This is a genomic window from Soehngenia saccharolytica DSM 12858 (assembly GCF_059568515.1).
The window spans coordinates 70885-91330 of the sequence record NZ_JCANTN010000002.1; the positions used below are offsets into that span (position 1 = coordinate 70885).

Annotated in this window: 21 protein-coding genes and 1 other annotated feature; all 21 genes read left to right on the forward strand. The window is 33.1% G+C overall.

Features of this window, described 5'->3' with window-relative positions; all coding sequences use genetic code 11:
- Window positions 1-13 precede the first annotated feature (13 nt).
- The 21 genes from asnS to udk all read left to right on the forward strand — a co-directional run bounded on the left by asnS (window position 14) and on the right by udk (window position 20213).
- Window positions 14-1402, forward strand: a complete 1389-nt coding sequence (asnS, locus tag BO51_RS01120) for an asparagine--tRNA ligase (RefSeq protein WP_496483162.1) — start codon at window positions 14-16, stop codon at window positions 1400-1402.
- A 49-nt stretch (window positions 1403-1451) separates the two neighbouring features.
- Window positions 1452-1641, forward strand: a binding site (T-box leader).
- A gap of 36 nt (window positions 1642-1677) precedes the next feature.
- Entirely contained in the window at window positions 1678-4089 is a 2412-nt protein-coding gene (gene leuS, locus BO51_RS01125) for a leucine--tRNA ligase (RefSeq protein WP_496483163.1), read from the forward strand.
- A gap of 65 nt (window positions 4090-4154) precedes the next feature.
- On the forward strand, window positions 4155-4976 hold the full coding sequence (locus BO51_RS01130; RefSeq protein WP_496483164.1) for a DegV family protein: 822 nt from the start codon (window positions 4155-4157) through the stop codon (window positions 4974-4976).
- Window positions 4977-5074: 98 nt separating this feature from the next.
- A complete protein-coding gene (locus BO51_RS01135) occupies window positions 5075-6034 on the forward strand; it encodes an L-threonine 3-dehydrogenase (RefSeq protein ID WP_496483165.1) in 960 nt (319 codons plus the stop codon).
- Window positions 6035-6148: 114 nt separating this feature from the next.
- Window positions 6149-6586 (forward strand): RrF2 family transcriptional regulator, encoded by a 438-nt coding sequence (locus BO51_RS01140; RefSeq protein ID WP_496483166.1) that lies wholly within the window; start codon window positions 6149-6151, stop codon window positions 6584-6586.
- A gap of 19 nt (window positions 6587-6605) precedes the next feature.
- Complete coding sequence (gene nifS / locus BO51_RS01145) at window positions 6606-7766, forward strand: cysteine desulfurase NifS (protein WP_496483219.1); 1161 nt, start codon at window positions 6606-6608, stop codon at window positions 7764-7766.
- A complete protein-coding gene (gene nifU, locus BO51_RS01150) occupies window positions 7766-8203 on the forward strand; it encodes a Fe-S cluster assembly scaffold protein NifU (RefSeq protein ID WP_496483167.1) in 438 nt (145 codons plus the stop codon). Before nifS ends, nifU begins: the two co-directional genes overlap by 1 nt.
- 25 nt (window positions 8204-8228) lie before the next feature.
- The gene (locus BO51_RS01155; RefSeq protein ID WP_496483168.1) at window positions 8229-9425 is read left to right on the forward strand and encodes an AI-2E family transporter; all 1197 of its coding nucleotides are present in this window, start codon (window positions 8229-8231) and stop codon (window positions 9423-9425) included.
- Between the two features lie 94 nt (window positions 9426-9519).
- Window positions 9520-12159, forward strand: a complete 2640-nt coding sequence (gene alaS, locus BO51_RS01160) for an alanine--tRNA ligase (RefSeq protein ID WP_496483169.1) — start codon at window positions 9520-9522, stop codon at window positions 12157-12159.
- 44 nt (window positions 12160-12203) lie between these two features.
- A complete protein-coding gene (locus BO51_RS01165; RefSeq protein WP_496483170.1) occupies window positions 12204-12479 on the forward strand; it encodes an IreB family regulatory phosphoprotein in 276 nt (91 codons plus the stop codon).
- Window positions 12480-12542: 63 nt separating this feature from the next.
- Window positions 12543-13490 (forward strand): aldo/keto reductase, encoded by a 948-nt coding sequence (locus BO51_RS01170; protein WP_496483171.1) that lies wholly within the window; start codon window positions 12543-12545, stop codon window positions 13488-13490.
- Between the two features lie 8 nt (window positions 13491-13498).
- On the forward strand, window positions 13499-13909 hold the full coding sequence (gene ruvX / locus BO51_RS01175) for a Holliday junction resolvase RuvX (protein WP_496483172.1): 411 nt from the start codon (window positions 13499-13501) through the stop codon (window positions 13907-13909).
- Between the two features lie 10 nt (window positions 13910-13919).
- Entirely contained in the window at window positions 13920-14168 is a 249-nt protein-coding gene (locus tag BO51_RS01180) for a DUF1292 domain-containing protein (RefSeq protein ID WP_496483173.1), read from the forward strand.
- Window positions 14169-14182: 14 nt separating this feature from the next.
- Window positions 14183-14641, forward strand: coding sequence for a Fur family transcriptional regulator (locus tag BO51_RS01185; RefSeq protein WP_496483174.1), 459 nt, complete (start codon window positions 14183-14185; stop codon window positions 14639-14641).
- Window positions 14642-14645: 4 nt separating this feature from the next.
- Window positions 14646-16307: a ribonuclease J gene (locus BO51_RS01190; RefSeq protein ID WP_496483175.1), complete on the forward strand. Its 1662-nt coding sequence runs from the start codon at window positions 14646-14648 to the stop codon at window positions 16305-16307.
- 5 nt (window positions 16308-16312) lie between these two features.
- Window positions 16313-16600, forward strand: a complete 288-nt coding sequence (locus tag BO51_RS01195) for a LysO family transporter (RefSeq protein ID WP_496483176.1) — start codon at window positions 16313-16315, stop codon at window positions 16598-16600.
- Window positions 16597-17190: a LysO family transporter gene (locus BO51_RS01200; RefSeq protein ID WP_496483177.1), complete on the forward strand. Its 594-nt coding sequence runs from the start codon at window positions 16597-16599 to the stop codon at window positions 17188-17190. Before BO51_RS01195 ends, BO51_RS01200 begins: the two co-directional genes overlap by 4 nt.
- Before the next feature lie 12 nt (window positions 17191-17202).
- Window positions 17203-17700: a QueT transporter family protein gene (locus BO51_RS01205; protein ID WP_496483178.1), complete on the forward strand. Its 498-nt coding sequence runs from the start codon at window positions 17203-17205 to the stop codon at window positions 17698-17700.
- 1 nt (window position 17701) lies between these two features.
- Window positions 17702-18352: an O-methyltransferase gene (locus BO51_RS01210; RefSeq protein ID WP_496483179.1), complete on the forward strand. Its 651-nt coding sequence runs from the start codon at window positions 17702-17704 to the stop codon at window positions 18350-18352.
- A 2-nt stretch (window positions 18353-18354) separates the two neighbouring features.
- Entirely contained in the window at window positions 18355-19590 is a 1236-nt protein-coding gene (locus BO51_RS01215) for a peptidase U32 family protein (RefSeq protein WP_496483180.1), read from the forward strand.
- Window positions 19587-20213 carry a uridine kinase gene (gene udk / locus BO51_RS01220; RefSeq protein ID WP_496483181.1) on the forward strand — a complete coding sequence of 209 codons (627 nt, stop codon included), beginning with the start codon at window positions 19587-19589 and terminating at the stop codon, window positions 20211-20213. The genes BO51_RS01215 and udk overlap by 4 nt, the downstream gene beginning before the upstream one ends.
- Window positions 20214-20446 lie beyond the last annotated feature (233 nt).

Here is a 20446-nt window from a genome sequence, read left to right on the forward strand (position 1 = left end):
AAAGGAGGATAACATGAAACCATCTGTAAAAGATATGTACAAATTTAAAGAAAGCTTTATTGGCAAGGAAGTAGAGATTGAGGGATGGATTAAAACAAAAAGATCATCAAAAAAATTAGGATTTATAGAATTAAATGACGGTACATTCTTTAAAAATTTGCAAGTGATATATGAAGAAAATATTAATAATTTCGATGATATAGATAAATTGCCTATATATACCGCTATAAAAGTGATAGGGACAGTCGTAGAAACACCACAGGCTAAACAACCTTTTGAGATAAGGGCTCACGAGATAAATATATTAGCTCCATCAGACAATGATTATCCTATTCAAAAGAAGAAACATTCGCTTGAATATCTAAGGACTTTACAACACTTAAGACCTAGAACAAATACATTTAATGCAGTTTTTAGAGTAAGATCAATGATGGCTTTTGCAATTCACAAATTTTTTCAGGAAAAAGGTTTTGTGTATGTAAACACACCTATTATAACTGCCTCTGATGCAGAAGGTGCTGGAGAGATGTTTAGAGTGACGACACTAGATTTAAACAACCTACCTAGAACTGAAAACGGAGAAATAGATTTCAAAGAAGATTTTTTTGGCAAAGAGACTAACTTGACTGTAAGTGGACAACTTGAAGCGGAGGCATTTGCATTAGCATTTAAAAATGTGTACACTTTTGGGCCTACTTTCAGAGCTGAGAATTCGAATACAGCTAGGCATGCAGCAGAGTTCTGGATGATTGAACCAGAGATAGCATTTGCAGATTTAGCTGATGATATGAAATTAGCCGAAGAGATGTTTAAATATATTATTAACTATGTCTTAGAAAACGCAAAAGAAGAAATGGATTTCTTTGATTCCTTTATATCAAACGGATTGATTGACAGACTTACCAACATTGTAAATTCAGATTTTGGAGTAATTACTTATACTGAAGCCATAGATTTATTGAAAAAGTCAGGTGTAGAGTTCCAATTCCCTGTAGAATGGGGTATGGATTTACAGACAGAACATGAAAGATATTTGACAGAACAAGAGTTCAACAAACCGATATTTGTAATTGACTATCCAAAAGAAATCAAGGCTTTTTACATGAGAGTTAATGATGACAACAGAACTGTTGCAGCTATGGATTTGCTAGTTCCAGGAGTTGGAGAAATTATAGGAGGCAGTCAAAGAGAAGAAAGGCTCGATGTATTATTAGATAAAATGAAAGCTAACAATATGAATTTAGAAAACTATTGGTGGTATCTTGAGTTAAGAAAGTACGGTGGAGTTAAACATGCTGGATTTGGACTTGGATTTGAAAGAGCAGTTATGTATATCACAGGAATGTCAAATATAAGAGATGTAATTCCATTTCCAAGAACTGTAAATAGTTGTGAATTTTAGATTTTTGTTGTAATTTGAATTACCATCTGGTATACTTTAAACAAATTTAATATAAACAATGATAAGAAGTAGTAAGATATGCTTTAATTTCCAGAGAGTTGTCGAATGGTGAAAGGCAATATTTAGGGTATCTGAACTCGTCTTAGAGTTTCCAAGCTAATTGGACGGGATATCTCGTTATATAAATGAGTGGATTAATCAAAAAGAGTGGTACCGCGGAAAGACCTTTCGTCTCTAAGACGAGAGGTTAATTTTTTGTTTACGGAGGTTATTATATGAAAAACTATGATCACAAACAAATTGAAGAAAAATGGCAAAAAATTTGGGATGAAGAAGAGACTTTTAAAGCCTATAATGACAGCGAAAAACCAAAGTATTATGCATTAGTTGAATTTCCATATCCATCTGGAGAAGGTTTACATGTAGGTCATCCTAGACCTTATACAGCATTAGATGTAGTATCAAGAAAAAGAAGACTTGAAGGATATAACGTTTTATTCCCTATGGGGTGGGATGCTTTTGGATTGCCTACAGAAAATTATGCTATTAAGAACAAAATTCATCCCAAGATTGTCACTGAAAAAAACATTGCAAGATTTAAGTCCCAGTTAAAGTCAATAGGTTTTTCTTTTGATTGGTCTAGAGAAATAAATACTACTGATCCAAGCTACTATAAGTGGACACAATGGATATTTTTGAAACTTTTTGATAAGGGATTAGCATACAAAGAAGAGATGCCAATCAACTGGTGCCCTAATTGTAAAATAGGGCTTGCAAATGAAGAAGTAGTAGGAGGCCATTGTGAGAGATGCGGTGGAGAGGTAATAAGGAAAGTTAAAAACCAATGGATGCTTAAGATAACTGAGTACGCTGAAAGACTTATAAATGATTTGGATATGGTTGACTATATAGAAAGAGTAAAATTGCAACAAAAAAATTGGATTGGAAAGTCAGAGGGAGCCGAGGTAGAATTTAAAATTTCCAAAACAAATGAGTCTATAAAAGTTTTCACTACAAGACCTGATACCATTTTTGGAGCAACTTATATGGTTCTTGCACCAGAGCATAAATTAATAGATGAACACAAATCGCTAATCGAAAATTTTGATGAGGTATTGGCATATAGAGAAGAAGTAATGAAAAAATCAGAATTTGAAAGAACAGAGCTATCGAAGGAAAAGACGGGCGTAGAGCTTAAAGGAATAAAAGCAATTAATCCAGCTAACAATAAGGAGATACCTATTTGGATTTCAGATTATGTATTGATAACTTACGGCACAGGTGCGGTTATGGCAGTTCCAGGACATGACGAAAGAGATTGGGAATTTGCTAATAAATTCAATCTACCTATTGTAGAAGTAATCAAAGGTGGAGATGTTTCAAAAGAAGCCTATACTGATACTGAAAATGGAATTGTAGTTAATTCTGACTTTTTAAACGGAATGAATGTGAAGGATGCTAAAGAACAAATCATTGAGTGGCTCGAAAAAAATGAACTTGGGAAGAGAAAAGTAAATTATAAGTTAAGAGATTGGGTGTTTTCAAGACAAAGATATTGGGGAGAACCAATACCAATGATCTACTGTGAAGATTGTGGATGGGTAAAAGTACCAGAAGAAGAACTCCCAGTATTATTGCCTGAAGTTGAAAATTACGAGCCAACCGACAATGGAGAATCACCTTTAGCAAACATAACCGAATGGGTTAACACGACTTGCCCAAAATGTGGCAAACCAGCTAAACGAGAAACTGATACTATGCCTCAGTGGGCAGGATCATCGTGGTATTTTTTAAGATATACTGATCCGCATAATGATGAAGAATTAGCCTCAAGAGAAGCTCTAGATTATTGGATGCCAGTTGACTGGTACAATGGTGGCATGGAGCATACAACATTGCATTTATTATATTCAAGATTTTGGCATAAATTTTTATATGATTGTGGTGTGGTAAGAGATCCAGAACCATATATAAAGAGAACTTCTCATGGCATGATTTTAGGCGATAATAATGAGAAAATGTCCAAATCTAGAGGGAATGTAATTAATCCAGATGATATTGTAAATGAATATGGTGCAGATACATTAAGAACATATGAGATGTTTATCGGGGATTTTGAAAAGAGTGTTCCTTGGTCTGATAATGGATTAAAGGGTTGTAGAAGATTTCTTGAAAGAGTTTGGAAACTACAAGATATTGTAGTGGAGGGAGATGAATATACAAAAGAGCTAGAAACAAGTATACACAAGACTATAAAAAAAGTATCCTTTGATTATGAAAATTTAAAATTCAATACTGCTATTGCATCGCTAATGAGTTTGCTAAATGAGTTTAACGATTATGGGAGAATTACTAAAAAAGACATAGAAACATATCTGCTCTTGTTAAATCCAGTAGCTCCTCATATTACCGAAGAAATGTGGGAAATTTTAGGTTTTAAATCAAGTTTAAATAAAAGCGCTTGGCCAAAATATGAGGAAGAAAAAACAATAGATGAGATAATTGAACTCCCAATACAAATAAATGGCAAAGTAAGGACAACAATAAATGTGGAAATAGATGAAGATCAAGATTCTATTAAAGAAAAAGTATATAATAATGAAGTTGTTGCTAAGTTTATCTCAGGTAAGACAATTATAAAAGAGATTTATGTACCTAGAAAAATATACAATATTGTAGTAAAATAAATCACAGTTCTGCTTGTATAGTTATACAAGCAGAACTAAATTAATTTATATCGGAGGCGATTGATATGACGGTAAAGATAATTACGGATAGTACAGCGTATTTATCAAAAGAATATGTTGAAAAAGAAGATATAACAGTTGTTCCTTTGCATTATATGTTCGATGGGGTAGAGTATATAGAGGGATTTAAAGGCGAATTTGATGATTATTTTGAAAAACTCCAAAATAGCAAATCCTTTCCAACAACTTCACAACCCTCTGTAGGCGAATTTAAAGAAGCTTATTTAAAAGCTTTTGAAAATTACGATGAAATAATAGTGATTGTTTTATCTTCTAAACTCAGCGGCACTTACAATAGTGCAGTGGCTGCAAAAGAATTGTTAGAAGATAAAAAAATTACTGTTGTAGATACTTTTGCGACAGTAGCGGCTCTGAAGTTTCTAGTTGAGGATGCAGTAGATTTAGCTAAGAATGGGAAAAACTCTGAACAAATAGCATTGTATATAGAGGAGAAAAAAACAGAATTGAAGGTATTAGCTTTGCCAGACACCTTGGAATACCTTAAAAGAGGAGGGAGAATATCTCCTATTCAAGCTAACATAGGAAATCTAATAAATATAAAACCCATAATTCAATTAGAAGATGGTGAGCTTACAGTTTTGGAAAAAGTCAGAGGTAAGAATAATGCCCTTTATAGAGTTATTGAATTAGTTGATGAAGAAGTTCAAAGAGCAACAATATGTCAGATACTGTGTATGGAAGATGCGCTTAAATTTAGAGAGCTATTACAAAAAAAACACCCAAACTTAAATATAGACATAGAAGAAATTGGACCTGTTATAGGATCTCACCTTGGTCCTAAAACTATGGGAATCTGCTGGTATTAAAATCAAAAGCAAAAAGTACTGTAAAAAAGTCCTTTTTGCTTTTATTTGTGTAAGAATATGTTATAATAATAACGGGAAAAAATATTAGGAGGTGTATAATGAAAAAAATATTAATTACTGGAGCTTTGGGACAGATTGGTTCAGAGCTAACTGTAAAGATGAGAGAGCTTTATGGCAGGGATAACGTTGTCATAAGTGATATTGAAAAAAAGAGTGGAAAAGAAGACTTAACTGAGAGTGGACCATTTGAAATAATCAATGTATTAGATGCAAAACAAATATCTGAGGTTGTCGATAAGTACAATATTGATACTATCGTAAATCTAGCTGCTATATTATCTGCAGTAGGTGAGAAAAATCCAAATTTATGCTGGCAGATTAATATGACTGGGCTATATAACATATTAGAAATTGCAAGAGAAAAAGGGTTAAAAATATTTACACCTAGTTCGATTGCTGTATTTGGACCTAACACACCTAAAGATTTAACTCCTCAAGATACAATCATGAGACCGACTACTATGTATGGTGTTACAAAAGTATCTGGAGAATTACTATGCGATTATTATTATAAGAAATTTGGAGTAGACACCAGAGGTGTTAGATTCCCAGGCATCATTTCCTACAACACTTTACCTGGTGGAGGCACCACAGACTATGCAGTCCATATCTACTATGATGCTGTACTCAAAAAATCATATACTAGCTTTATTGATAAGGGAACATATATGGATATGATGTATATCCCTGATGCTTTAGATGCAGTAATAAATTTATTGGAAGCTGATGGTAGTAAACTAATTCATCGAAATGCCTTTAACATAACAGCTATGAGCATAGAACCAGAAGACATAGCAAATTCTATCAGAAAATTTATACCTGAATTCAAATTAGATTACGATGTTGACCCAGTTAGACAAAAAATAGCAGAATCATGGCCAAATTCGCTTGATGATTCAGAAGCTAGAAAACAATGGGGATGGAAACCAAAATACGATTTAGATAGCATGACAAAAGATATGCTTGAAAAATTAAAAATTAAATTAAATGTCAAGTAATTAAAGGTGCTTTAAGCACCTTTTCTATTGTATAAATGTTGACAATGTTACTTGGATATACTATAATGAAAAAACAAACCCAAGTAATTTAGTTGGTATTAACGAGGTGAAACAATGAAATTATCTACAAAGGGAAGATATGGTTTAATGGCTATGTATCAACTAGCAATTGTTTATGGTGAAGGCCCTATATCCATAAAGTCAATCGCTGGAGAAGAAGAACTAAGTGAAAACTATTTAGAACAACTTTTTTCAACTTTAAAAAAAGATGGACTTATCATTAGTAGCAGGGGAGCTTATGGAGGATATATGCTTTCTAGGCATCCTAAAGAAATAACAGTTGGTGAGATATTGCGTTCTCTAGAAGGAGAGAATTATCCAGCTGAATGTGTTTCTAGTGATGGATTTGAATGCAAAAAAGAGGAAATGTGTGCTACAAAATTAGTATTAGCGAAGATTAAAAATGGTATTGACCAGGTTATTGACTCAATAACTCTGCAGGATATGGTTGAAGAATCTAATACTGTAAAATCAGATTTTAAGGAGGACTAAAGTGGAAAAAATAATTTATATGGATCATGCTGCAACTACTCAAGTTAGAAAAGAAGTGCTTGATGAAATGATACCATATTTCAACGAGTATTACGGCAACCCATCAAGCATATATTATTTAAGCAACTTTTCTAAAATGGCTATAGATAAAGCGAGAGAAAGAGTGGCAAAAGCAATTAATGCTGAAAAAAATGAAATTTATTTTACTGCAGGTGGATCTGAATCTGATAATTGGGCTATAAAAGGGGTTGCTTCGAAGTTAAGAGATAAGGGTAATCATATCATTACATCTAAAATAGAGCATCATGCTATTTTGCACACATGTGAGTACTTAGAAAAGCTTGGTTATGAAATTACCTATCTTGATGTCGATGAATATGGAATGATTTCTTTAGATGAACTTGAAAAAGCTATTAAAAATGAGACAATACTGATTTCTATAATGTTTGCAAACAACGAGATTGGAACTATTGAGCCAATAAAAGAAATTGGTGAGATAGCGAGAAAACACAATGTAATTTTTCATACAGATGCTGTCCAGGCTGTTGGCAGCTTGCCTATTGATGTAAAGGACATGAATATTGATTTATTGTCTATGTCTGCGCATAAGCTATATGGCCCAAAAGGCGTTGGAGCATTGTATATAAGAAAAGGAATTAAAATAGATCCATTAATCCATGGAGGAGCTCAAGAGAGAAATAAAAGAGCTGGGACTGAAAATGTACCTGGGATAGTAGGACTTGGAAAAGCTATTGAGCTAGCGTATTCCGAATTAGAAGAAAATACAGCTAAGCTGATAGAACTTAGAGATTATATGATAAAAAGTATACAAAGCCGTATTCCTGACGTAAGACTAAATGGTCATCCAACTAAAAGATTACCAGGAAATGTAAATATGTGCTTTAGATATATAGAAGGGGAATCTTTGCTATTGAGCTTAGATATGTATAAGATAGAAGCTTCAAGTGGTTCTGCATGTACATCAGGAAGCTTGGATCCATCTCATGTGCTTTTAGCAATTGGCCTTCCGCATGAAATTGCACATGGCTCACTAAGATTATCCTTAGGGATAGAAAACACTAAAGAAGAAGTAGATTTTGTAGTGGAGAAACTTACTACAATTGTAGATAGATTAAGACAAATGTCACCACTTTATGAAAAAAAACAGGAGGGTAAATAATGTATTCGGAAAAAGTAATGGATCATTTCATGAATCCAAGGAATGTAGGAGAGATTGAAAATGCAGATGGAATTGGAGAAGTAGGCAATCCAAAATGTGGAGATATAATGAAAATGTATCTAAAAATTGAAGATGGAATAATCACAGATGTAAAATTCAAGACATTTGGATGTGGATCTGCAATTGCATCTTCAAGCATGGCAACTGAATTGATCAAAGGGAAATCTATACAAGAAGCTATGCAAATAACTAATAAAGCTGTTGCTGAAGCGCTGGACGGTCTTCCACCTGTTAAAATGCACTGCAGTGTATTAGCTGAACAAGCAATAAGAAAAGCGTTGCTTGATTATTCGAAGAAAACTGGGGTAAAGATAGAAGGACTAGATGAAACTGAATTTGACGATGATGACTTACATGAAATAGAAGCCGAGGAGTAAATAAGTCTTATTTAGGAGGCAAAGCATGAAAATAGCTGCTCCACCAGATTTGTTTGTCAAACTAGTATGGATACTTCTAACAGTTTTGCTATTTTTAATTAGTTATTATTTGATAAATATCGGGAATAACTTTGTAGAAAAGAGAAAAAAAATTAAATACGACACTAAAATATTAGTAGCTATTGCTTCTATAGTTTCTATAATATATGTGATTTATGAATTGTTTTCAAAATTTAGCATATTATCGGATATTGTATTGGCTATAATTCTATCTATTATTCTGGCTTATTTTTTAAATCCATTGGTAAATTATTTACAAAAGAAAGGATTAAAAAGAACAGTAAGCACAGCAATAGTCTATATAGGAATAGTCATAATTTTAGCGATATTGCTAGTGTCGTTTATCCCGAGGACAGGGAAAGAAATTAAGAACTTAGCTGAGAATTTATCTATTTATATCAGCAATTTCAATACCTTTATTGACAAAATCTATGCTGGATATTCCAATGTATTGGGCGATACGCCTGAATTGTTGCAGAGTATAGAAAAGGTAATAGAAAGTAATACTCAAAAACTTCAAGATTCAATATCAAGTGGATTGACAAATCTAATAACAGGGATAAGTGGGTTCTTGTCAAAGGCTGTAACTTTAATTTTAATACCAATAATAACATTCTATTTTCTTGTTGATAAAAATTACTTTGTAAAAAAGCTTAAAGAACATATACCTGAAAAATACAAAGATGATATTTTTACTCTGTCACATCAGATAAATGATGTAATGAATCAATTCATAAAAGGCAGACTTCTAATGGCTATTTTTGTTGGCACAATGACTGCGATATTTTTGTTGATAATGGATGTTCAATTTGCTATTGTCATAGGATTTATAACGGCAATTGCAGATATAGTTCCATACATTGGACCATTTTTGGGGTTTTTACCAGCCGTTATTTTAGCATTTTTCTCAAGTCCATTAAAAGCACTATGGGTAGCTATATTTTTTGTTGTTATACAGTGGGTTGAGAATAATATCTTAGCACCTAAAGTTCTCGGGCAGAGCATAGGTCTTCATCCCCTGACAGTGCTCTTGGCTTTAATAATTGGTGGAGGAATATTTGGAGTGCTGGGAATGATATTAGCGGTACCAGTAACTGCCATAATGATGATTTTAGTTAAATTTATTATAAACAAATATAAAGAATCGAGGGAATTATTGTAGTTCATTGACAAATAACCATATATATTCTAAAATAAAGTAGTAACACAACCTCCCTTAAGGGGAGGATTTTTATAATACTTAGCGAGGTGTAAATATGAAAAAATTAGGACTTCATGATATAAGGAAAGAATATTTAGAGTTTTTTAAAGAGAAAGGGCACTTAGTAGCTCCTAGTTTTTCATTAGTGCCAAAGAATGACAAATCACTTTTACTTATTGGAGCTGGAATGGCACCTTTAAAACCATATTTTACTGGTGAAAAAACACCTCCTAGTAGACGTATGACAACTTGTCAAAAATGTATTAGAACTGGAGATATAGATAATGTTGGAAGGACTGCAAGACATGCTACATTTTTTGAAATGCTAGGTAATTTTTCTTTTGGCGATTATTTCAAAAAGGAAGCTATTTCATGGGCTTGGGAGTTCTTAACACAAAGGCTTGAATTAGATCCAAAGGATCTTTGGGTAACAGTATATTACGAAGATGATGAGGCTTACGAGCTATGGAATAAGATGATTGGAATTCCAAGTGAAAAAATTGTAAGATTGGGAAAAGAAGATAATTTTTGGGAATTGGAAGTAGGACCATCTGGCCCATGCTCAGAAATTTATGTAGATAGAGGAGAACAGTACGGCTGTGGCAAAGAAACTTGTAAACCAGGTTGCAATTGTGACAGATTTTTGGAAGTATGGAATTTGGTGTTTACACAATTTGACAAAGATGAAAACGGAGTCTATCATCCACTACCAAACCCTAATATAGACACAGGAATGGGACTTGAAAGAATTGCCACTATAATGGAAAATACTGACAACATATTTGAAATTGGAGCTATAAAAGATATATTAAATAAAGTTTTAGAAATAAGCGGATATAAATATGGTTCAGATAAAGAGAAAGATGTATCAGTTAGAATAATTACAGATCATATCAGAGCCATAACATTTTTAGTCAGCGATGGCGTTGTTCCAAGCAATGAAGGAAGAGGATATGTACTTAGGAGACTCATAAGGAGAGCTTCAAGACATGGCAAACTTCTTGGTATAGAGGATACATTTTTGGACAAAGTATCAGAAGTTGTAATTAATTCATGGATGGTCGAATACAGAGAACTCAAAGAAAATGAAAATCAAATAAAAAGAGTTATCTCAATAGAAGAGGAAAAATTTCAAGAAACAATAAATCAAGGGCTGAATATACTTGAAGGCATGATAGATGAATTAGAGAAAAGCAATGCAAAGGTATTAGATGGAGATAAGGTTTTCAAACTTTATGACACTTTTGGGTTTCCACCTGAACTTACAGAGGAAATTTTGAAAGAAAAAGGTTATCAAATAGACTTAAATGGTTTTAAAGATTACATGAATGCTCAAAGAGAGAGAGCAAGAAGAGCAAGAGAAGAGACAGATGCTGGCTGGAGCACTAAAAATGAAGAAGATATTACTAGAGGAATTGATTCTGAATTTATAGGGTATAATACATTAAAAACAGAGACAATTGTCAAAGCTATTTTTAAAGATAATCAGAAAGTTGAGAAATTGACAGAAGGCGAAAGTGGATTCGTTATTTTAGAGAAAACACCATTTTATGGCGAATCTGGTGGACAAATAGGCGATAAAGGGATAATCAAATGCGATCAAGGAATGGCTCAAGTAAACGACACTAAATTAACTCCTTCAAAATCGCCAATTCATCAAGTAACTGTAATAAGTGGGGAAATCAGCACTAATAAATCTGTCCAAGCTGAAGTAGATGTAGAATTGAGAGAAGCTACAATGAGAAACCACTCAGCAACTCATTTGTTGCATAAGGCTTTAAAACAAGTCGTAGGGAATCATGTTAATCAAGCTGGTTCATTAGTTACTCCTAAAAGACTTAGATTTGACTTCACTCATTTTGAGCCATTATCAGAAGAGGAAATTAAAAGAATCGAAACAATTGTCAATTTGGAAATACTAAAAGCTCAAGATGTGAAAACTGAAATTATGACATTGAAAGAAGCACAGCAACAGGGTATAACCGGGTTATTTGAAGAGAAATACGGAGAGTTTGTAAGAGTTGTTAGCATTGGAAACTTTTCGCAAGAACTATGCGGAGGTACCCATGTAAAGAATTCTGGGCAAATAGGTTTGTTTAAGATATTGTCAGAATCTAGTGTAGCTTCTGGAGTAAGAAGAATAGAGGCGCTGACAGGCTTAAATGTGTATGATTATATAGTGGAATTGGAGAACAACATAAACCAAATAGCTATAACGCTTAACAGCAGTAAGCAAAATGTGTTGGAAAAAGCTATGCACATAATAGAGGAGTCTGAAGAAAAAGACAATGAAATAAGAAATTTGAGAAAGACTATAATATCCAGCTCAATAGAGAATATCATCAATAGCTCCATAAATTTAAACGGATTAAATCTTATAATTCATGATTGCGATAAAATGGATGTGCAAGATATGAGAGAACTAGGAGATGCTATTAAATCAAGGATAGACAATGGCATTATTTTCTTGACTTCTCAAGATGAAGGCAAAATAACTTTTATTTCAATGGCTACTAATGATGCAGTAGAAAAAGGTGTAAATGTTGGATTGCTAGTAAAAAGAGTGTCGAACATTGTCGGCGGCAACGGAGGAGGAAGAAAAGATATAGCTCAAGGCGGAGGAAAGTATCTTGATAAATTAGAAGAAGCTTTGAAAGAAGTTGAAATTATTATAAAAGAACAATTAAAAATGTAAATTTATATTAAAATTATGTTATAATAAATAGAAGGGGTGGTACCATGGATAGGGAAAAAGATAGTAAATTCAATGAAACCGTTAAGTTTGAAGCTACGAAAGACAACCCAGTAGAACCAAGAGAGATACTGATGTCGGTCTTCAAATCATTAGAAGAAAAGGGGTACAATCCTATTAATCAAATTATAGGATATATCCTATCCGGAGATCCAACCTACATTACGAGCCACAATAATGCGAGAAATCTAATTAGAAAGATAGAAAGAGATGAACTATTAGAAGAAATTCTAAGGGCGTATTTGGAAACTAATAGAGACTAGTTTTAAGGATAGATGGATGGCTTAAGCTATCCATTTATTTATGTAAATAGTGAGGGGTAAAAATTGAACAGAATCGAATTGGGAAATACAGGGATAAATGTTTCTAGGATATGCTTTGGTTCTTTAACTATGACGCCATTTCAGGCAAATTTATCTGTTGAAAATGGTGCTTATTTGATAAAATATGCTTATGAAAAAGGCATCAATTTTTTGGATACAGCTGAGATATATGATAATTATAGTTATATTAAAGCAGGAATAAGAGGCATTAGCAGAGAGAAATATGTTATATCGACTAAATCATATGCCTATACAAAAGAACTAGCACAGAACAGCTTAGAAAAGGCTTTGAAAGAAATTGGAACAGATTATATAGATATTTTTTTATTGCATGAACAAGAGAGCGAATATACTATAAAAGGGCATTATGAAGCCATAGAGTATTTTCTAAAAGCTAAAGATGAAGGTAAAATAAGAGCAATTGGCATATCAACTCATAGAGTTGCTGGGGCTAAAGCATTATTAAAATACAAAGAGCTTGATATTATTCACCCACTGGTAAATATGTCAGGTATAGGAATTCACGATGGAACTATCGACGACATGTTAAATGTATTAGAACAACTACACTTCATGGGAAAAGGCATATATAGTATGAAAGCGCTGGGTGGAGGGCATTTAATCAATAGAGCTAAAGAAGCTATTAATTTTGTAAACAAGATACCATTCATAGATTCAATTGCAATCGGCATGCAATCTTGTGATGAGATAGATGCTAACATTCAGATAATTGAAAAAGATGATGTTGATTTAAACATTGCGAACAACTTAAGACAGAAAAATAGAAGACTGATTGTTGCTGATTATTGTATAGCTTGTGGGAGATGTGTAAATAGGTGTAAACAAAATGGAATACAGATAATAGACGGTCGAGCCACGCCAAATGACAGTTGCATCTTGTGTGGTTATTGTGCTACTGTATGTCCGGAATTTTGTATAAAAGTTATTTAGGTGATAATATGGAAAGAATTCTTGGGCTAGATATTGGTGAAAAAAGAATAGGAGTGGCTTTAAGCGACCTTTTAGGTTTAACTGCACAAGGCTTAGCGACTATTAATAGAGTTGGGAAAAAGAAAGACTTTGATGAGATAGGGAAAATAATTGCAGAATACGATATTAAGAAAGTAGTTGTCGGATTGCCACTTAATATGGATGGAAGCATGGGTGAACCCTGCGAAATGGTTAGAAATTTTGCTGAAAAAATCAAAAATAAATTTAATGTTGAGATTATTTACATCGATGAAAGATTATCAACAGTTTCCGCAACTAAAGTGTTGTTAGAAGCTAATGTGAGAAGAGAGAACAGAAAGCATGTAGTAGATAAGATCGCTGCATCATATATACTACAAAGCTATTTAGATAGAAAATAAGGAGGAGAACATGCAACAAAAAGCTGTATTTTATGATGAATTGGGTAATGAAATTGAGTTTTTAGTCAAGGCTAAATTTAGTATAGATGATACAGATTATGTAGTATTGCTACCAAGTGAAGATATTGATTCACCAACATATATATTAAAGGTGGACTTGGATGAAAATGGCGATGAAATACTAGTTGGAATTGATGATGAAGAGTTAGAAGAAGCGAAAGAAGTATACGAAGAGTTAATGAAAGAACAACTGCAATAGGTGGTGTGGTTAAAGTGGAGAGTAAAATAGAAAAGTATCTATGTGCATTACAACAGAAAGGGTACAAGTCTACTAGCCAAAGAGAAGAAATACTCAATATTTTGTTTGATAATAAAAATGAACATTTAAGTTGCGAGGATGTTCATAACATCATATCAAAGGAGAAGAAAGACATTGGCATTGCAACAGTGTATAGAACTTTGCAGTTGTTTGAAAAGTTAGGCATTGTATATAAGATTAATTTTGATGATGGAGTTACAAGATATGAGCTAAATACTGAGGGCGAATATCACCACCACCATCATTTAATATGCACACAATGCGGGAAAGTAACGGAAGTAAAGTTGGATTTATTGGAGTCGCTTGAACATGAAATTGAAATTGAAGAAGGTTTTATGGTAAGCGACCACGATGTAAAATTTTATGGAATTTGCAAAGAATGCAAAAAGAAAGAAAAAAATAAATGGGAGTGATATAGTGGCAAAAGAAAACAAATTAAAAATCATTCCCTTAGGAGGACTAGGGGAAATAGGAAAGAACATGACTGTCTATGAATACAAAGATAGTATAGTCATAGTTGATTGCGGGATGACATTTCCAGGCGATGAAATGCTTGGAGTCGATGTCGTAATACCAGATATAACATATCTGATGAAAAACAAAGATAAAATAAAGGGTTTACTTCTAACTCATGGGCATGAAGATCACATAGGTGCAATTCCTTATGTTTTAAAGAAGATTGACATGCCTATTTACGGAACAAAATTGACAATTGGCCTATTGCAAAATAAACTTAAAGAGCATAATTTAGAAAATTCTAACCTAAATGTTGTAAAACATGGTGAAAAATTCAAATTAGGATATTTTGAAATTGAATTTATCAGAACAACACACAGCATACCTGATTCAGCGGCAATAGCTTTGACATCACCTATAGGGACTGTAATTCAAACTGGAGACTTTAAAGTTGATTTTACACCTATGTCAGGAGATGTTATGGATTTAAATAGGTTCGCTGAGCTTGGAAACAAGGGTGTACTTGCATTGTTGTCTGATTCAACGAATGTAATCAGACCAGGGTATACTTTGAGCGAGAGAACTGTCGGTGAAACTTTCAGAGACTTGTTTTATAAAGCAGAAGGAAGAATTATCGTTGCGACTTTTGCATCAAATGTGTATAGAATTCAACAAATAATAGATGCAGCAGAATTGAATGATAGGAAAGTAGTAATTTCAGGTAGATCAATGGTAAATACTGTGAATGTTGCAAATGAACTTGGATATTTGAGGGTTAAACCTGACACAATGATAGATATAAATGATATGAATAAGTATAATAAAAAGGAAATTGTAATTATCACTACAGGAAGCCAAGGTGAACCTATGAGTGCTCTGACTAGGATTGCCAACAATGAGCATAGAAAAATTGAGCTTATGCCTGATGATATGGTGATCATTTCGGCAACACCAATTCCTGGAAATGAAATTACTGTTTCTAAAGTAATCAACAAATTATTGGAAAAAGGTACAAATGTTATATATGAAGCATTGGCTGATATACATGTATCTGGCCATGCTTGTCAGGAAGAGTTAAAGTTAATTCATAGCTTAGTAAAACCAAAATATTTTGTACCAGTGCATGGAGAAACAAGACATCTTAAACATCACGCGGATATTAGTCATCAACTAGGTACACCTAGAGAAAATATTTTCATATTGGAAAACGGACAGACTCTTGAATTTACTAAAGGCAGTGCTAATTTAGGACAAATGGTTCAAGCTGGGAATATCCTAGTAGATGGGCTAGGTGTTGGTGATGTTGGAAATATAGTTTTAAGAGACAGGAAGCACTTATCTGAAGATGGTTTAATTGTTGTGGTAGTAACTATTAATAAACAAACTGGCGCAGTAGAATCAGGGCCAGATATTGTCTCTAGAGGTTTCGTATATGTCAGAGAATCTGAAGAACTAATGGAAGAAGTTAGAAAAATTGTAAAACAGACATTAGATGTTTGCGAAGCAAAAAAGATCTCAGATTGGTCAGCTATAAAGTCTAATATTAGAGATGATTTAAGAACTTATCTATATACTACAATAAAGCGAAATCCAATGATATTGCCAATAATTATGGAGGTTTAACTAATATGACTACTAGGCTTTTCTTGTATTTGGGAATAATTGTATTAGGCGGCTTAATTGGCGCAAGAGCTAAATTAAAAGAAAATTTCATAAAGAGGCTAGGCAGTTTCCAAACTGCCTGTCTGCTTTTTTTACTTTTCATCATGGGTGTTAAGATAGGAATGGATGAAAAAGTTATCAACTCATTCTTGTCAATCGGATTGAATGCACTTATTATGAGCATATTCACTGTTGGGTTCAGCATCATTTTTGTATACATCATTAATAAATTGTGTTTGGGAGGTAAGGAATGACTCTTAAAATTGTAATTGCTGTTTTACTTGGAATTGTTTCAGGGTATTATGTATTGCCAAAAGACATCCTAAATTATGCAGACTACATAATAGATTTTGGCTTGATGTTGCTACTGTTTTTTGTAGGCATTGATATTGGACTAAATAAATCTGTATTTAGCAGAATAAAAGCAAAAGGTATTAAGATTTTGTTGGTTCCAATAGCTATAATCATAGGAAGTATTACTGGATCTGCTATTGCAGGAATAATACTGAAATTACCATTTAATGAAGCAGGAGCGATTGGAGCGGGATTAGGATGGTACTCGTTATCTTCGATACTCATAGCTAGCTATTCAAATGAACTATCAGCTTTAGCATTTATATCAAATGTAATAAGAGAGCTTATAGCGATTATTACTATCCCCTTGATAGCCAAAAAAATAGGATTTGTAGAAGCGATAGCGCCTGCCGGTGCAACAGCAATGGACACTAGTTTGCCGATTATATCAAAAGCAACAGACTCTGAAATTGCATTGATAGCTTTTATAACTGGTGCTACTTGCACATTTGCAGTACCCATTTTAGTTCCATTTATACTAAATTTATAAGGAGAAAACAAAATGAAGATGGATATAAAATATTTGACAAAAGCCAGTCTAATAGCGGCCATATACATTGTCCTCATAATAATACAAGCATTGCCATTTCCAATTCTTAATTTAACATATGGCCCAGTACAACTCCGTATTGCTGAAGGTCTAGCATTATTGCCATTCGTTGAATCAGCAGCAGTTCCTGGTTTGTTTGTTGGGGTATTGCTTTCCAATGTTATTCTCGCTCCTTATTCAGGTTTTGGACTTGTAGATATTATAGGAGGTTCTTTAGTAACCCTTGCAGCAGCTTACTTGACATCGAAAGCAAAGAACAAATTATTGGCAATTGTGTATCCAGTATTATTAAATGGATTCATTGTATCTATTTGGGTATCCTATTTTACTAAAATACCATATTTATATACTGTTCTCGGAATAAGTGCTGGAGAATTGGCATCAGTATTGATATTTGGAAATATAATACTTTACGTTTATGACAAAGCTTCAAAATATAAGGAATGGTAGAATGACAACTAATATTGTTGATGAGAAAATAATTAATTACATACAAAATTTGTGCCAAAATGAAAATGAAATATTAGGTGAAATGAGAGAATATGCTGATATCAATAGAGTTCCTATCTTACAAAGGGAGACAGCTCAATTATTAAAGATCCTACTGAAGATTATTAGACCGTATGAAATACTTGAAATAGGGACAGCTATTGGCTATTCTAGCATTTTGATGGCTCAAAATCTAGATTCAATATGTAAAATAACAACTATTGAGATAGATCCTCTTCTAGTTGATATAGCATTGAAAAACATTAAAAATGCCAATTTATCAAATAATATACAAGTGATTGAAGGAGATGCTATTTCAATTTTACCAATGTTGACAAAAGAATATAACTTGATATTCATAGATGCCAACAAATCTAGATATACAGAGTATTTTGATATGGGAAGAAAGTTGTTAAAGAATGGTGGCGTCATCATATCAGACAATGTATTATTTAAAGGGATGACAGCCAATGAAAATTCTGTTGAAAAGAGAAAGAAAACAATTGTAAATAACATGCGAAAATATTTAGAATATATTACTAATATAGATGGCTACTTAACTTCTGTTATACCTATAGGTGATGGAGTGGCATTAACGTACAAGGGGGATTGAGTTTGGAAAGAGTTGAATTATTAGCTCCAGCAGGTGATCTTGAGAAATTGAAAATGGCAATCACCTATGGCGCAGATGCAGTATATCTTGGAGGAGAAGCGTTTGGGCTGAGAAAAGCTTCAAAGAACTTTACATTAGAAGACATAGAGGAAGCTGTAAAAATTGCACATGGTCTAGACAAGAAAGTGTATGTAACATTAAACATTGTGCCTCACGATAATGACTTGATTGGATTAGATGAGTATGTTAAAGAACTATATAAAGCCAATGTTGATGCGGTAATTGTTTCGGACCCTGGTATTTTTAGCATTGTGAGAAATTCAGCAAAAGATTTGCCAATCCATCTAAGCACTCAAGCAAGCGTAACTAATTATGAAACTATTATGTTCTGGTATAATCTTGGAATAAAAAGAATTGTTTTAGCTAGGGAATTGACGCTAGATGAGATAAGAGCTATATCAAAAAAGGTACCTAATGATTTAGAACTAGAGGTTTTTGTCCACGGAGCCATGTGCATGAGTTATTCTGGCAGGTGTTTGCTGAGCAGTTACATGACAGGCAGAGATGCAAATCGAGGCGACTGTGCCCAACCTTGCAGATATAAGTACAATGTTGTAGAAGAAAAAAGGCCTGGAGAATACTTTCCGATAGAAGAGTATGAAGAGGGTACATTTATATTTAATTCAAAAGATTTGTGTATGATTGAACATATTGATGAACTTATTGACGCTGGGATTAAGAGCTTCAAAATAGAAGGCAGGGTAAAAAGTTCGTATTATGTAGCTACAGTTGTAGGTGCTTATAGAAAAGCGATAGATAATTACTACAAGGATCCAACTAATTATAAATTTGATGAACAGCTCTTAAATGAACTAAGGAAAGTAAGCCATAGGGATTTCACTACTGGATTTTTCTACAATGAAGCAAAGACTAACGCTCAAGTTTTTACTACAAACTCATATATCAGGAAATATGATTTTGTGGGAATGATTGTAGATTACGATGATAATACACAAATTGCGACAATAGAACAGAGAAATAGAATTAACCTTGGAGATGTAGTTGAAGTTTTTGGACCTGATATAGATTATTTTGAGCTGGAAATCAATGAAATGTGGAATGAGGATGATGAAGCTATAGAGTCTGCTCCACATGCTCAGCAAATAATTAAGACAAAAATTGATAAAAAAGTCAAACCTTTTTATTTAATTAGAAAGAAAAGAGAGGATGACAAATGAAGAATCCTATAATTATTGGAATAGCTGGAGGTACAGGTTCTGGGAAATCTACAGTTACAAATGAAATATTTAAAGCTATCACAGACAAAAATGTTGCTGTAATAGAACAAGACTCATATTATAAAGACCAAAGCGACTTAAGTTTTGAAGAAAGAGTAAAGACTAACTATGACCACCCACTCGCATTTGACAACCAACTATTAATAAATCACTTGAAAAAATTAATTGACTGGGAGCCAATAGAAAAACCTATTTATGATTTTGAAAATCACAATCGTAAAAAAGAAACAATTTTAGTTGAGCCAAAAGACATAATTATATTAGAAGGTATATTGATACTATACGATGAAGAGCTCAGAAACATGATGGATATAAAAATTTTCGTCGACACTGATGCTGATGTAAGAGTGATTAGGAGAATTAATCGCGATATAAACTTTAGAGGTAGGACTTTGGAATCTGTTATTAACCAATATATGAACACTGTTAGACCAGCTCATCTACAATTTGTAGAGCCTACCAAAAGGTATGCGGACATTATAATCCCAGAAGGAGGATACAACAAAGTAGCCATAGACATAATTGTAACAAAAATAAACGATATAATTAGGCAAAAATTATAGCAGGGAAACCTGCTTTTTTTATTGACAATAACGCTTTAAAGCGATAATATATTATTGAGATATAAATATTATTCTTGAATCAAAATTAATATTTATTGAATATTTTTTCTAGACAGAGTATTATAATAATTAATATAGTATTTTGTAAAAGCAATCTGGTAATATGTCAAGAGATAATTTCTAAGTAAAAGAAAAGAAACGATTAAAAAAGGGTAACTCAAATAAAACCTATC

Coding starts and splice junctions, on each gene's coding strand:
- asnS (WP_496483162.1), top strand. CDS start 14: ATGAAACCATCTGTAAAAGATATGTACAAATTTAAAGAAAGCTTTATT.
- leuS (WP_496483163.1), top strand. CDS start 1,678: ATGAAAAACTATGATCACAAACAAATTGAAGAAAAATGGCAAAAAATT.
- BO51_RS01130 (WP_496483164.1), top strand. CDS start 4,155: ATGACGGTAAAGATAATTACGGATAGTACAGCGTATTTATCAAAAGAA.
- BO51_RS01135 (WP_496483165.1), top strand. CDS start 5,075: ATGAAAAAAATATTAATTACTGGAGCTTTGGGACAGATTGGTTCAGAG.
- BO51_RS01140 (WP_496483166.1), top strand. CDS start 6,149: ATGAAATTATCTACAAAGGGAAGATATGGTTTAATGGCTATGTATCAA.
- nifS (WP_496483219.1), top strand. CDS start 6,606: ATGGATCATGCTGCAACTACTCAAGTTAGAAAAGAAGTGCTTGATGAA.
- nifU (WP_496483167.1), top strand. CDS start 7,766: ATGTATTCGGAAAAAGTAATGGATCATTTCATGAATCCAAGGAATGTA.
- BO51_RS01155 (WP_496483168.1), top strand. CDS start 8,229: ATGAAAATAGCTGCTCCACCAGATTTGTTTGTCAAACTAGTATGGATA.
- alaS (WP_496483169.1), top strand. CDS start 9,520: ATGAAAAAATTAGGACTTCATGATATAAGGAAAGAATATTTAGAGTTT.
- BO51_RS01165 (WP_496483170.1), top strand. CDS start 12,204: ATGGATAGGGAAAAAGATAGTAAATTCAATGAAACCGTTAAGTTTGAA.
- ruvX (WP_496483172.1), top strand. CDS start 13,499: ATGGAAAGAATTCTTGGGCTAGATATTGGTGAAAAAAGAATAGGAGTG.
- BO51_RS01180 (WP_496483173.1), top strand. CDS start 13,920: ATGCAACAAAAAGCTGTATTTTATGATGAATTGGGTAATGAAATTGAG.
- BO51_RS01195 (WP_496483176.1), top strand. CDS start 16,313: ATGACTACTAGGCTTTTCTTGTATTTGGGAATAATTGTATTAGGCGGC.
- BO51_RS01200 (WP_496483177.1), top strand. CDS start 16,597: ATGACTCTTAAAATTGTAATTGCTGTTTTACTTGGAATTGTTTCAGGG.
- BO51_RS01205 (WP_496483178.1), top strand. CDS start 17,203: ATGAAGATGGATATAAAATATTTGACAAAAGCCAGTCTAATAGCGGCC.
- BO51_RS01210 (WP_496483179.1), top strand. CDS start 17,702: ATGACAACTAATATTGTTGATGAGAAAATAATTAATTACATACAAAAT.
- udk (WP_496483181.1), top strand. CDS start 19,587: ATGAAGAATCCTATAATTATTGGAATAGCTGGAGGTACAGGTTCTGGG.